This is a genomic window from Halochromatium salexigens (assembly GCF_016653295.1).
GTDB lineage: Bacteria > Pseudomonadota > Gammaproteobacteria > Chromatiales > Chromatiaceae > Lamprobacter > Lamprobacter salexigens.
On the sequence record NZ_NHSF01000034.1, the window covers coordinates 1 to 13,067 of the forward strand.

Genomic DNA, 13,067 nt, shown 5'->3' on the forward strand with positions numbered 1-13,067 from the left:
CCTTGCATCATCTCGGCTTTTGCTGCGTCAACTCTGCGATAATCAAATTGCTTTCGAGTAGATTAATTCGTGATTGATTGCAGATCTAATAATTAAATTCGCTTGAGCGGCTTCCTATACAGCGTCTGAGAGATCGCCTTGTTCAGGCTACACACGTCCACGCTCACCAATCACGGCCCCCAACTGATCGAGCAGATGCAAGGCTCATCAGCTTCGTTGAAACATCACTTGAGGACACACGGGCGACCCACGAGGTTGAAGAAAGCTTGTACAGATATTGGCACCCAAACCCGACCCTGGCCGATGGTTTTGACTGGCTCTGAGAACACGACACCGGTGTAGACGTAGACATCACCCGTGGCGCGCATGACATATTTGCGTGTCGCCCGTTTGACATTTCTTGACCACAAGTTACGATTCACCGCCGGTTCCTGCGGCGTCATGTTTGCGAGGCTAAAAGATTGCGTCATGGCCTCGGGAGTTGGCATATCCGCAGCAGGGGCCATGTGGCCACGGTCAAAGCCTGATCCCCGATAATCCTCTAACCGGGCACGATGCGCGAACGGCAAACGGGCCTCTTCATAAAAGCGATCGGTCCTGTCTTCATCTTGAGCATCGATCAGCCGCGCTCGATTCATCCGCTCGATGATGACGATAGGCGTTTTGGATTCGCCTGAGTGCCAGACGGCAAAACTGTCGAAACAGATATCGCGTAGCTGCCCTGATCCCTGACTGAATTTGATTTGAGGCGGTGTTTAGTTCGGGAAATATGCTCTGCAATCATCAAACGCTGCATGAGCGCTGGTGGCTGTGAGCAGAACAAATAAAATCAGGATGCGGTTAAGTGTCATCGTTTAGTTGTGTTGCTTTTTGCTCATGGGGCGAAATGTGTGAATTGCAAAATCACTGACCCAGCGAAAGCTCGTCTGCAAGCGGCTTAGCGGCATCCTTGGTGGACAGCACCACACGATTCGTCCCGTGAGCCATTCCCCTTTTCCCCTGCTTGTCTGGTCTATTGTCCCGTTCTCGCTTCGCAGTGGCGCGCCACGACTTGCTAGAAAACGTCTCGATCTGGGTTTAACTCGCCCTCCATTCCATCCGCAGTTTTGAGGACAATGGCAATCGCGGTCTTAAGGGATTCCGGGTCTGCGTTTGCGGAGATTTTGGCTGAGAAGATCGCTAGTTTTCCGGAGCTTTGCCAAGCTCCCATCTTGATTGAGCTGTTTTCCTTTAGCAGTCTCAATGCGATATGTGCGGGTAGCGTGTCTGTCTCGCTCTCATAGGCAGCAGATGTTATTTCTCTGATTTCAAGGTTGCGATATGTCTCCGTGGTGGAGAAGATAAATACTAGTTGAGAGCGATCATCGCCCGTCTTGAAGGTGACCCTGTAATCGCCATCTTCATCGATGTGGTAATTAATATCTAACTCGTTTAACGCCTTTGATACTCTCTCGTCGTACTTGGGTTCGCCTCCGCCCATTAAACCATCCGCATGCAGCGCGGACACCAAAAGCATTGAGCTGGAAAAGATGATGGGTCGATGAATTTTCATTTGTGATCCGTTTAGGAGTGAGTTCGAAGCCATCTGACGGATACGGGCTGGGTCAAGCGCCCAACGTAAGCCTCAGGCGCCGCCCAAAGCGGCGCTCGCTTTGCTCACGCCGCTTTGGGCGGCGCCTGCAGGGGCCTTGATCATAACTGCGTCCACTGTATTCAAGCGGCCAGCTACGCCAGGTAGGGGAGCTTAGGCCCGCGTCGGCGGGGGCCGCAGTGACAGCGGCACACGCTCGAGCAGCTCCTCGAACAGGGGTGGTGGAGCACGACCAAACAGACGCTCAGCGCGGCGAGCTTGCGCGCACTGAGGCGATGGCAATCGTGGTGAAACCCGGAGTGTCGCCGTGCTCGTGATACATTTTGGGACTCCAAGTCACCAAAATGACTGCGCTCGGCGACAGCCTTTGTGCCCGGATTCACCCTGCGGTCGCTGCCGTGCCCGACTCCCCGTTGGTCCGCCGGGCACGACAGCCCCCACAAATGGCTTGACGGCGTCTCGGATGCGCTCTGCATATTGCCTTCGCGGCTTCGGGACTACGCCCCTTCGCCACTTCGGCAATACGCTCGCGCCTAGGCCTATCCGGGACTACGCGCCTTCGCTTCGCTCTCCATGGCGCGCAGCGAACGAGAGCTGGCCGTTGCGCCCTTCCACGGCAGAGCTCGAGCGTTGGAACAGCTCGGTGCGCCGGGTTGCCTCGAGGGCTTGAATCGGATGATCCAGCGCGCTCAGTGCCGCGAGGCGTCTGCGTTCCTCGGCCCCCGAACATCGCCCGGCCACGCGCTCGAGATAGATCGCTGGGATCAAGTGCTGGAGCACAGCGGCCTCGATGTCCGGCGCCAATTTTCTGCAAGGCTGATACTCCATCAAATTATTCCGTGTCACTGTTCGATGAGAGTCTCCTCATCACACCTGCGTTGCCCGCAAGCCAGCCAGCCGTGAGGCACCAAGACCAACTGTAGACCAAACCCACCACTTTGCAACCTGAGCGTCATCTCGAGGCGCTTCCTGGATCAGCATCCCCAATCGATGAGGTCTGCTTCGAGCAACCACAGTGCTTCCCTCCCCCAACGAAGACCCCCGCCACATCTTGAGCGTCCGGTGACTTCCCCCTCCCCTCTCTCTTCTCGCCCTACCCTGATCGGCCATCATCCACAACGGAACCTAACAATAATAACGTAATTTATGTTATTACAGTGTTTTCCCGCCACGACACGAGGAGCGCACCATGGCACGACCCGGCATCACCGAAGCACAAGTGTTCGAGGCCGCCGAGACACTGACAGCCAGTGGACAGACCGTCTCACCCTCTGCAATCCGCACCCTGCTTGGCACCGGCAGTTACACAACGATCAGCACCCATCTGGCGACCTGGCGAGAAACACAGAGCGCCACAGGGACCGGCACGGATGGACCCGAGATGCCCGAACCTGTCGAACGCGCCGCCCGGATGTTCTGGGGCAGCGCCTGGAAGAGCGCCCAACAAAGCCTGCAGAGCGACCGTGACGCGCTGGAATCCGCCCGCCGCGACATGGTTCGAGAACGCCAAGAGATGAGCGCAGAGATTGCCCGCCTGGAGAACGAGACCACCCGCTTGCTCGAAGCCGAGCAACAGCACCGCAGCGCACGGGAACAGGCTGAGCAGAAACGCCACGATGCAGAAGAAGCCATCCAGCACTTGCGTGTGGACAACGCCCGGTTGGAAGAGCGGGCCAACGCCGCAGAAGCGCGAGCATCATCGATGCAGACCGAGTTCGACAAGCTCTACGAGCGCTTCCAGGAGCTGTCGAACAAGATCGTTCCCGTCAAACCAGCTCGTCCACGTCGCAAGGCAACAGGAAAATCACCGGCGCCGAGCGGTGATGAGGTGGCTGACTGACAGTAGCTCAAGCTGAACACAGCAGGGCGCACTTTTGGGAATGCCGCAAACCCCAACGCGACAAGCAAGCCACAGATTTTTGTGATGAGTTCTGCTAACTACTGAAATCTGCAATCAAGCAGGCTCGGAACCAGATCATTCGACGCTTAGGGACCGCCGGGCTGCTGCTTGACCCCGGGACATTCCCTGCAGATTCAGGGTGGAGATGACATGGCGATCAACGCACTTGACAATGGCCTGCTTGGCCTGCAGCGCGGTTTCCAGACGGTGACGACCGCCTCCGGCAACATCGCGCGACACACGAGCGACTCTGAGGCCAATAGCGCACGAGGCGCGGAGGCGGATCTTGCGCAGGAACTGGTGAGCCAGCGCATCGGCCAACGGCAGACGGAGGCCTCTGCCCAGGTGGTCAAGGCGGCCGATGAGACGCTCGGAACGCTGATCGATCTGTTTGTTTGAGCGTGGCTGAGCGGCCGTTGTCTAAAGGTCGATGACACTGAACACCAGACCTTCTCAGAGGGTAGCCCTGGCGCTCCTCCCGCTTTTGCTCGCGGGTTGTGCCACCACCGGCAACTTCGTCAGCGATTGGGGCGAGATCACGCTCGCGCCGGGTGACACGGGCCTGTGCCACTCCAATCCCTGCCGGGTCTTCTTCAAGCTGCCCCCCGGAGAGGGGAGCTATACGCTGCATGGCAGCGCTTTTCCGATCGGCGAATATCCAGCGGGCCAAACGGCGATGATCGGCAGCTTCTTCGAGAGCAGCGTGATCGAGGTCGTCGGAGCCGATCTGCCGAAGACGTACCTGACGGTGCCGGAACCCTTTGGTGAAACGCGGTGAGCCGAACGGAATGCCCCGATGAGACCCAGGGTCAGGCCGAGGCGCGGCTGCGGCGGCAGCGCCATGCGCTCGCCTGAGAGCCGCTTGCCTGATGCTCGCCAAGCTCGCCTCACTGCTGTTCATGGCCCTGCTCGGCCTGCTCCTGTTTGGCCTGCTGCTCTGGTGGCTGCAGCCACGGATGATCTTTTTTCCGTCTGAGCGCTTGGTGGCATCACCGACTGATTGGGGGCTCGACCATGAGGAGGTTCAGCTGGTCACCGAGGACGATGTCGCATTGCATGGTTGGCTGGTTGCGCCACCGAAGCCGCGTGCCACAGCGCCGCGTACCCTGCTGTTCTTCCATGGCAACGCTGGCAATGTCTCGCACCGGGGCGAGTCGATCAGGATCTTCACCGATCTCGGGCTTGAGGTGTTCATCATCGACTACCGGGGTTATGGGCGCAGCGAGGACTCGCCTTCTGAGCATGGGCTGTATCAGGACGCCAAGGCCGCTTGGAACTGGCTGATCCAGGTGCGCGGTATCCCACCTGAGGAGATTGTCCTCTTCGGGCGCTCGCTCGGCGGCGCGGTGGCGGCTTGGCTCGCGGCACAGGTCTCGCCAGCGGCCTTGATCGTCGAATCCAGCTTCGATCGTATGCAGAGCCTGGCCGAGACGCATTACCCCCTGCTCTCGCGCGTGATCCCGCTGCGGGTTGAGTTCCCTGCCGTCGAGCACATGGCGTCCGTGCACGCTCCAGTGCTTGTACTGCACAGTCCCGATGACGAGATCGTGCCGAGTCGACTTGGGCGCCGGCTCTATGAGGCGGCTCCAGGGCCAAAGCGCTTTGTCGAACTCCAGGGCGGCCATAACGAGGGTTTCCTGCGCTCGCAGCCGCACTATCAGAAGGCGCTGGTCTCCTTCCTCGACCAGCGATTCGCGCTGGATTCTGGCACCTGAGTGTTTATGTTATTACTGCTGGCTTTCGATCTCAGGCTGTTTCTCTAATTCGTGCACGCGTCTTCAACACTCCCTATCACCTGGGAGATCGAGATCCCCTTGGCCACCCATCCGGGTCTGCTCAAGACGCTGGCTCTGGTGGCTGGATTGGCAACACTGATTCCCAGCCTCCTGCTGAGTGTCATCCTGGGCGCGCAAGGTGACTGGGCCGAGTTGCCGCCGTTGCTGGGCGTGTTCGCGCTCGTTGGCGTGGGGCTGTTCGTTGGCTTCGTGCTGATCGCGTTGATCGTCTTCGGCAACCGACAACGCACGCGCTATACGCTCGATGAGGGCGGTGTGACTCAGGAAACGCTCGATCGCCCGAGCGGCCTACTGAGCCGCTTGGCCGTGCTTGCGGGGGCCGCCACCGCCACAGACGTCAAACATCGGCTCACGGTCATCCGCCAGGATCAACCAGTCCCGAGCCTCGATGCTCTGCATCGCGTTGCGTCGATCAACCCCGGATGTGCCGCGTTTGAAGGTTTCATGCTGCCCCGAGTGGAGAGGACGCTCCGGGCCTGACGATCGTGTCTCTGTTCTATCATTAGCGAACCCGGTGGCGGGCCGAACGCCAACGCAGCCACCTACCCGGCAGCGTCCTCGTAATCCACGGGCGGCTGCTGCGGCGTTCCGGGTTCAGTCCGCTGCGCGTCGAGTGTCCGCCGCAGTGCTTGCTCCGCTTCTTGTGCCGCCTGCTCCCCCTGCTGCGCCTGGTCGCGCTGTTCCAAAGCCACCCGCTCCCTGACCCGCACCTCGGCTAACACCCGCGTGCTGTCAGCGACCGCCTCGCGCAATCGCTCCACCTCCCCTTGAGCCACCTCCCGTTCGGCCTCCGCCCGCATCGCCACCCGTTGCTGCTCGGCCAGCGCCTGCGTTAACTTCTGCACCCGCTGTTCGCTCTCCCGGGCCTGCGCCTCGAGCCGCTGCTTGAAGGCATCCCGCTCGGCCCGGACCTCCTCGATGACCCGCACATACTGCTGCTCCTGACCGGACCAGTATTCGCGCTCGCGCGCCTGCTCGAGGCGTAGCTCCTCGATCAGCACCCGGTGCTGCTCGACCTGCTGATGGAGCCCGTCGCGCTCAGCCGCCTGCCTCGCCTGCTGCCTCTGCAGCGCCTGATCATAGCCGCGCTGGGCTTCCCGACCCTCTTCCCGCGCCCGATCACGCTCGGCGCGCAGCGTCTCGATGAGTGCTTGGCGCTCCTCGGCCAACGCGCTGCTCTGGTCGCGCTCCTGATGGGCTGCGGTGGCCTGCACCAACGCCGCTTCTCGCGCCTCATCGGCAGCCTCGCGTTGCTGCTGCATCGTTGCACGTTCCTCGGCCAGGCGGGCAAAGGCGACCTCCTGGGCTGCCTGCCACAAGCTCGCCATCGGCGCCTGCAGGCTCTCCGGCATCCCCGCCGGGAGCGCATGCCCCTGCAGCTGATCGCGGATCTCCTCGATCACCGACTCGCGCAGGCGCAGGATGGTGGTGTTGGAACCGCGCCCCAGGTGGGTACGCAAGCGATCGACCGAGGGCGCTTCGCACTGACTCAGACACTCGTAGATGGCGGCGCGGACATCCTCGGCTGAAATCGAGCTGGGACGGGGCATTCAGTCTGTTTCCATAAGGTAACGTGACGATTGTACAGTATAAAACAGAATGAAATCACAAAAGATTGCAACAGAAGCCCCCCTCTGTTGCAATCTTTGCCCCAACCGCCGGTTTCGCCGTGAGCAGACCCTGCGGGGCCGTGGAACAGGCTCCAGAAAATGCCGGGGAAATTGCGATAAATAGAGTTTTGTCAGAGACTTAAGCGATCGTCACGAAGCCCTTGAGACATCCGTGGAACATGCTAAAGAGGGTGACAACGTCGTGGCGGCCCCGATGCTGAGGACCAGCACCTTCCTGGCGACCTGTCTGCTCATGGGATGTGTCATCGTCGGCCCCCAGACCCTCAACCCCTACACCACGCCTGCTGTGCCCGCTTGGGAGCGTTCTGCAGGTCGGGTGATGGCGGCTTCTGAGGTTCCTGTAGGCAACAACTTTTCATGGACTGAGGTGGTTGGCCTTGAGCGGGGTCTGCCCGTTGGTCCAGTGATGGCACCCCACCCGTGACGAGCCAGCCCCCTGAAAGCCTGGTTTTTGCGTGTCTTCAGCGCCGCTCCCGGCGCGTGCTGCGGGCGGGCTGACCGCCTGCGCGCCTTGGCACCGGTTCGTTCATCGTTCCCAGCGAGCCTGCGTCGACACCCAGACAGCGCCTTGCCCCAGCGCACCGCGGCGCCTAAAGTACGTCATACGTCCAACGCAGCTCAGCAGGGGGTCCCATGCACAAGCGCATGACCATTACGCTCGACGAACCGGTCTACGAGGGGCTGCATCGGCGCATCGGCAAGCGGCGCATCAGTCAGTTCATCGAGGATTTGGTCCGCCCATACGTCCTCGATTCGAGCCTGGACGAGGGCTATCAGGCGATGGCGGCCGATACGGAGCGTGAAGCTGAGGCTGAGGAGTGGTGCAATGCCCTGGCGAAGGATGTCGCCGATGAGGCGCGGTGAGGTCTGGTGGGTCGAGTTCGATCCCTCGATCGGCAGCGAGATCCGCAAGACCCGCCCGGCGGTGATCATCAGCAACGATGCCGCCAATCGGCATCTGCAGCGGGTGCTGGTGATGCCGTTGACCAGCAACAGCGCGCGTCTGTATCCCGGTGAGGCCTTGGTCCAGGTCGGTGAACAGACCAGCAAGGCCATGGCTGACCAGATCATGGCAGCAGACAAGGTGCGGCTGAAGTCGCGCATCGATTGCCTGAGCAAAGCGGATATGGCTGCCGTCGAGGATGCGATTCGGCTGCATTTGGGGTTGCCGCGGTGACAGCGTCGCTGGCTTGCTCAAGTGCTCAAGCCTCCGCATCAGGATGCGGTTGCTGATGATGCGTGAACCCCTCATTCCCGTCTCTGAACCGGCGCCGATCGACTGGCTGCCCTGGTGTCTCAGCGACTCAGCGGAGACCTCCCCGCATCCCGGCGCCCTGCCCCCGGTCCCGGCCGGTGGCTCGGGCTGGCTGATCGCCCCTGAGCGTGGCCATCTGGCCGACTGTCGCACCGATCTACAGGCGGTCAGCCGCTGGCTTGCGCGGCAGAAGGACCAGCCGCTGACACTCGAGGCCTATCGCCATGAGCTCGAGCGCTTCTTGCTCTGGCTGGGCCTGGAGCGCGGCAAGGCGCTGTCGGAGGCGACCGGTGAGGACATCAGTCTGTTCGATGATCTGCTGCAATATCCCGAGCGTTGGCCGCAGTGGTACGGCGAGCGCCATCCGCGGTCTGATCCGCGCTGGCGACCCTGGACACAGAAGCTCAGCGCGCGCTCGCGTCATGAGGCGCTGACCACCGTCGAGCGCTGCTATGCCTGGCTGATCAAACAGGGCTATCTGCGCTACAACCCGTTCGAGGCGGCGGCCGTGCGCTTACGCGCGCCGCGCCTGGCGGCGGTGCAGGCGCGCTATCTGGATGAGCGCCTGTGGCAGGCGGTGCTGGAGCAGGTGCAGGCGATGCCGCAGGCCACGGCGACCCAGCGCGCGCGTTACGAGCGCACGCGCTGGGTGGTGATGGCGCTCTATGCCCTGCTCGCTCGGGCCTCGGAGTTCTGCCACGCGCGCATGGGCGATCTGGTCCCGCTGCGCCGGCCCTCCGGGGTGCAATGGTGGTGGCAAGTGCGCGGCAAGCATCGCACCGAGGCCGATGCCCCGGATGAGGTGCCGATCCCACCGGCGCTGATCGAGGCGCTCAGTCGCTATCGCACCCATCTGGGCCTGAGTCCACTGCCGGAGCCGGGTGAGACCACGCCGATGGTCTTGAGCCTCTATCCCAAGCGCGACGGCTGGGCGCCGGTCAATCGCAGCACGCTGTGGCGGGTGGTCAAGCAGGTCTTCGCGGCGACGGCCGACACTATCGAGGCCAACGATCCTGATGGGGCTGCTCATCTGCGCGCCGCGTCGCCGCATTGGCTGCGCCACACCGGCATCACCCATCGGCTCGATGAGGGTCTCGGGCTGAAGGAAGCGCAGGCGCTCTCGCGGCATCGCTCGCTGAAGGATCTGGGCACCTATGCGCATGCCGACCGCGATGCTTTGTATGCGCGGGTGGCTGGGTGGCATGTTCCGCTTCCGGCAGCGGATGCGACATGACAGGCACGCGGCCAGATAATGTCTGGCTGCGATCATTCGATCTCATTAGTCGGAGATGCGCATATCGACCGTGCCCATCGTGCTGCGTGCCCGGCTTGCCGTCGTCGCCACTTGAGGGCTTCGCTATCAGGTTTCGCGGCGAAACCTGGGACTGGGAGCTTTCCAGAGCGGCGGTATCGTAATGCCTCGTAAAAACCTTCATTGCAGGTTTTTATTCTTCATCTATACTTTTCCCTTCAAATCTGGTTTCGTCGCGAAACCTGCCCCATGGCCTTAGGGAGTTAACATGTCGAAAGAGTTTCTTGATCTGCTCTCCGGCATGGTAGAGCGCATCACGGACGTTCAACGCCAGCTCCTGACCCTCGCCTCCGCCCCAAACGAGGAAAAGTCGTTGGCGCCGATTGGTATCGAGAAGGTAGCGAAGATGGTGGGGAAGGCTCCAAACACCATCCGAAACCTCGAGGCCAAGGGCGCCATCGACCCGCCGCGTGCCGAAAACGAAGGGCCTGTGCGGCGGCGCCTGTATGACCTTGAGCTGGTCTCAAAGATCCGTGACGCTCTCAAAATCCCGCAGGGGCGCCCAAATGGCGCGAATCCCGTTATCACTGTTTTCTCCAACCTGAAGGGCGGCGTTGGCAAAACCACCACAGCTGTGCACTTTGCCCAGTATGCATGTCGCGAGGGCAGTCGCGTCTTGCTCGTCGATCTGGACCCGCAGGCGAGCGCGACCACCATTTTCGGCTACATTCCGGATTTGGACATACCGTCGGATGGGACGATGCTTGAGGCGCTTGAAGAGGATAGGGGAGCGATCCAGAAGATTATCCGCAAGACCTATTGGTACGGACTCGACCTGATTCCGGCCAATCTTGAGTTGCAGAACGCCGAATATCTCCTGCCTGGCCAGGAGCACTTCCAGTACCGCTTACGCCAGGCGCTCGATCTCGTGAAAGACGACTACGACATCATCGTGGTCGACGTCCCCCCTGCCCTCGGATCGCTCGCGATCAACGCCATCCTTTCAGCGGACCTGCTGATCTGCCCGATCACGCCTTACATGTTGGATGTAGCGTCCTCTGTCCACTACCTGACCATTCTTAAGTGGCTTGTGGAAAAGAACCCGGCACCGATCCGCTTGTTCCGTCTTCTCATCACGAAACATGACGGGACCGAAGAAAGCAACAACATCGTCGGCGTACTTCGGCAGGTCTACGGACCGGTAGTTATGAACGCCCACATGATCACCACCAAAGAGATCCAAAAGGCATCGACCGACATGCTCACCGTCTATGAGCAGGCCCGTCCGCGTGGCTCAGCGGAGACCTATACCCGCGCGCTGATGCATTTTGATGAGGTCAACCGCGAGATCATGCTAGGTGTGCAGAGTATTTGGGCTGCGGATGCGGAGTGATCACAATGGCTAAGCGACGCGAAACGATCCTCTCCGGCCTCAACCTGCATCACATCCGCGATGGGGCAAATTCCGGCGACTCCCCTTCACCGGCTGTGATGCCGCGCGCATCGCACTACGCTAAAGAAGCTGAGCGTCAGTCGGGGCGTCTCGCGGGGGTGCTCGGTGCTGACAGGGCAGGGGATTTGCTCAAGAGCGACAACGTACTCCAGCTGCATCCTGCCAAAGTCCGCATGTGGGCACTGGCCGATCGCGACCGAGAGACGATCAACCAGAAAGACTGCGGTGACCTGATCGAGAGCATGCGCGCCGTGGGGCAGGTCATTCCTTGCATCGGCCGGCCTGTAGATGATGCGGATTATGACGTCGAACTCATCGTCGGCGCCCGACGGCTCTTCTCTGCTCAGTGCATTGCGCAAAACGACCCAGCGTTCCGCCTTCTAGCCTATGTCAAACCGCTCGATGACTTCACGGCGTTCAAGATCATGGACGCGGAAAACCGCGTCAGAGAGGACATCTCGGACTGGGCACGCGCGACGAGCTATCAACGCGCGATCGACGGCGGGCAGTTCAGAGGACGCGAACACCTTGCGACGACGCTCGGGATGCCTACAGCCAAGCTGTCGAAGTTATTGGCGTTCTTCGACCTCCCAGATCAGATTCTCGGCGCCTTCCCGGAGAAGCCGTTGTTTCGGGCGAATTGGGCCTATGAGCTGCTGCGCGTTTATCGCAAGATCGAGAAGGAAGCTCAAGCTCGGGAAACCGTGTTCAAGAAAGCCGACCTTCTGAGAAAGCGACAAACAGAGAAAGAATCTAAACACCCGATCACACACGAGGAGGCATACCGAACGCTTCTGCGCGAGATGGAACGCATCATCCTGGCACAATCCCAAGAGACACAAAATCCATCGGTGATTGGCTACAGCAAGAAGTACAACGGATTTCGGTTGGCAGTCAGCAACAAAGGTCGTCCGAGCTTCATATTTGACAAACATGTGACCGAAGAGAAGCTCGAGCGGGCAGCTCAGGCACTTGAAGAGATACTTGGCAGGGAAGAGTAGGTTTCGTGGCGAAACCCGGATAGTTGCAAACTTCCTTCGGTAAGGCTCACGCTTGGTGTGTGCGCCGTAGCCGTTCTTCAGCCTGTTCCCATGTCTCCCCGGGCCGAGCATGGCTCTCAACGTATGCGCGAGTGAGCTTACGCTTGGGAGATGGCTTCGACTGCAATTCTGCGACAGATGCAGCCTTAAGCCCGAAGCGAAACGTTAGCGCATGAACGACACGCCCGCGCTTTTGCTGCTCCCAGTTAACCCAAAGGTCGCTGTGCGCATTGATCTGTTCCACCGCGGGCTTCAGGATTCTGGCCTTGAAGTCGCGGATGTTGGAGTATTTGCCTTGAAGGTCGAAGCGTTCTCGTAGCCAGTTGACCTCCACCGTTCTAGAGCCCTTCTCGCGCCACTGAATAAGTAGCTCATACAAGCGAATCGCGTAACTCGAGCTGAGCTGAGCTGAGCGACGTGCTCAAGGCGATAACGCGAGAACCTCTCGCGCAGGCTGCATAAGAGGGGCAGGATGCCTTCCGCGAAAACCAACTCTACTGCACCTCGCTTGGGCAGGTAGCGGATACTCGAGACCCACCGCGTGCGTTCCTTCTCGACATCTAGGCGCTCCGGATCGGGAGCGTGGATTAGCACCGAGCGCTCATAGAGACGTTCTGCCACTTCCGTGAGTAGGTTGTAGGCTCGGACGTTCGAGAGGAAAAAAGTCTCTGCAATCTCAGCAGCGGTGATTGTGAGACAAATCCGAGAACTGAGAGACGTCCGACTATCGACGCGAGCAATCGCAAACAACAGCAACCGTTGTTCGGCGAGCGTCAACGTGTACGTCGCCTCGACCAACTGGTTGTCCTTGACGACAAGAAGCCCTTTGGTGCTGGTTTCCAAGATACTGCGCAATCCAAGTCGGAGTTGTCGCACTATAACGCACAATCGAGCTAAGGGCTGCCCACTCTCGGTTTTGTCTCACTATCGACTGCGCCCGGCGAACGCTCCGGAGCAGACTCTCGGTTTTGTCTCACAATGCTTCGGATTTGACCCCGCAAACTCTCGGATTTGTCTCACTGGGTAGTGCCCCGATCGATAGGATGCCTTGGTTTTGTTACAATCACGTCAACTTGAGATAGAAAATCAGTTTGCCCCATGCACTGTCCCGATTGTCATTCCAAAAAACTTGTCAAAAACGGTTTCAAT

General features: G+C 60.1%; 16 protein-coding genes. 10 read left to right on the forward strand and 6 right to left on the reverse strand.

Annotation, left to right across the window (positions count from 1 at the left end):
* Positions 1-224: 224 nt before the first annotated feature.
* From CCR82_RS05425 to CCR82_RS05435, 3 genes are all read right to left on the reverse strand, one after another.
* A complete protein-coding gene (locus CCR82_RS05425) occupies positions 225-743 on the reverse strand; it encodes a DNA/RNA non-specific endonuclease (protein ID WP_201244399.1) in 519 nt (172 codons plus the stop codon).
* A 311-nt stretch (positions 744-1,054) separates the two neighbouring features.
* Entirely contained in the window at positions 1,055-1,552 is a 498-nt protein-coding gene (locus tag CCR82_RS05430) for a hypothetical protein (protein WP_201244387.1), read from the reverse strand.
* A 588-nt stretch (positions 1,553-2,140) separates the two neighbouring features.
* The gene (locus CCR82_RS05435; protein ID WP_201244388.1) at positions 2,141-2,437 is read right to left on the reverse strand and encodes a DUF6399 domain-containing protein; all 297 of its coding nucleotides are present in this window, start codon (positions 2,435-2,437) and stop codon (positions 2,141-2,143) included.
* Between the two features lie 373 nt (positions 2,438-2,810).
* On the opposite strand from CCR82_RS05435, the gene CCR82_RS05440 reads away from it, so the two are divergent.
* The 5 genes from CCR82_RS05440 (at position 2,811) to CCR82_RS05460 (ending at position 5,767) form a co-directional block, all read left to right on the forward strand.
* Positions 2,811-3,431, forward strand: a complete 621-nt coding sequence (locus CCR82_RS05440) for a DNA-binding protein (protein ID WP_201244389.1) — start codon at positions 2,811-2,813, stop codon at positions 3,429-3,431.
* A gap of 210 nt (positions 3,432-3,641) precedes the next feature.
* Positions 3,642-3,890, forward strand: a complete 249-nt coding sequence (locus CCR82_RS05445) for a flagellar basal body rod C-terminal domain-containing protein (protein ID WP_201244390.1) — start codon at positions 3,642-3,644, stop codon at positions 3,888-3,890.
* Positions 3,891-3,921: 31 nt separating this feature from the next.
* Complete coding sequence (locus tag CCR82_RS05450) at positions 3,922-4,269, forward strand: hypothetical protein (protein WP_201244391.1); 348 nt, start codon at positions 3,922-3,924, stop codon at positions 4,267-4,269.
* Positions 4,270-4,360: 91 nt separating this feature from the next.
* On the forward strand, positions 4,361-5,206 hold the full coding sequence (locus tag CCR82_RS05455; protein ID WP_201244392.1) for an alpha/beta hydrolase: 846 nt from the start codon (positions 4,361-4,363) through the stop codon (positions 5,204-5,206).
* A gap of 99 nt (positions 5,207-5,305) precedes the next feature.
* Complete coding sequence (locus CCR82_RS05460) at positions 5,306-5,767, forward strand: hypothetical protein (protein WP_201244393.1); 462 nt, start codon at positions 5,306-5,308, stop codon at positions 5,765-5,767.
* Positions 5,768-5,829: 62 nt separating this feature from the next.
* Here CCR82_RS05460 and CCR82_RS18900 read toward each other — a convergent pair whose 3' ends face one another.
* Positions 5,830-6,837 (reverse strand): DNA-binding protein, encoded by a 1,008-nt coding sequence (locus CCR82_RS18900; protein WP_201244394.1) that lies wholly within the window; start codon positions 6,835-6,837, stop codon positions 5,830-5,832.
* Between the two features lie 714 nt (positions 6,838-7,551).
* On the opposite strand from CCR82_RS18900, the gene CCR82_RS05470 reads away from it, so the two are divergent.
* The 5 genes from CCR82_RS05470 to CCR82_RS05490 all read left to right on the forward strand — a co-directional run bounded on the left by CCR82_RS05470 (position 7,552) and on the right by CCR82_RS05490 (position 11,879).
* On the forward strand, positions 7,552-7,782 hold the full coding sequence (locus CCR82_RS05470; RefSeq protein ID WP_242513281.1) for a DUF8778 family protein: 231 nt from the start codon (positions 7,552-7,554) through the stop codon (positions 7,780-7,782).
* The gene (locus CCR82_RS05475; protein ID WP_201244395.1) at positions 7,769-8,095 is read left to right on the forward strand and encodes a type II toxin-antitoxin system PemK/MazF family toxin; all 327 of its coding nucleotides are present in this window, start codon (positions 7,769-7,771) and stop codon (positions 8,093-8,095) included. The genes CCR82_RS05470 and CCR82_RS05475 overlap by 14 nt, the downstream gene beginning before the upstream one ends.
* 55 nt (positions 8,096-8,150) lie before the next feature.
* On the forward strand, positions 8,151-9,407 hold the full coding sequence (locus tag CCR82_RS05480; protein ID WP_201244396.1) for a tyrosine-type recombinase/integrase: 1,257 nt from the start codon (positions 8,151-8,153) through the stop codon (positions 9,405-9,407).
* A 286-nt stretch (positions 9,408-9,693) separates the two neighbouring features.
* Positions 9,694-10,818 carry an AAA family ATPase gene (locus tag CCR82_RS05485; protein WP_201244397.1) on the forward strand — a complete coding sequence of 375 codons (1,125 nt, stop codon included), beginning with the start codon at positions 9,694-9,696 and terminating at the stop codon, positions 10,816-10,818.
* Between the two features lie 5 nt (positions 10,819-10,823).
* A complete protein-coding gene (locus CCR82_RS05490; protein ID WP_201244398.1) occupies positions 10,824-11,879 on the forward strand; it encodes a ParB/RepB/Spo0J family partition protein in 1,056 nt (351 codons plus the stop codon).
* A gap of 46 nt (positions 11,880-11,925) precedes the next feature.
* On the opposite strand, the gene CCR82_RS19300 is transcribed toward CCR82_RS05490, so the two are convergent.
* Both CCR82_RS19300 and CCR82_RS19305 read right to left on the reverse strand, forming a co-directional pair.
* Positions 11,926-12,252: a hypothetical protein gene (locus CCR82_RS19300; RefSeq protein ID WP_420827313.1), complete on the reverse strand. Its 327-nt coding sequence runs from the start codon at positions 12,250-12,252 to the stop codon at positions 11,926-11,928.
* Positions 12,171-12,794 carry a RepB family plasmid replication initiator protein gene (locus CCR82_RS19305; protein ID WP_420827314.1) on the reverse strand — a complete coding sequence of 208 codons (624 nt, stop codon included), beginning with the start codon at positions 12,792-12,794 and terminating at the stop codon, positions 12,171-12,173. Before CCR82_RS19305 ends, CCR82_RS19300 begins: the two co-directional genes overlap by 82 nt.
* Positions 12,795-13,067 lie beyond the last annotated feature (273 nt).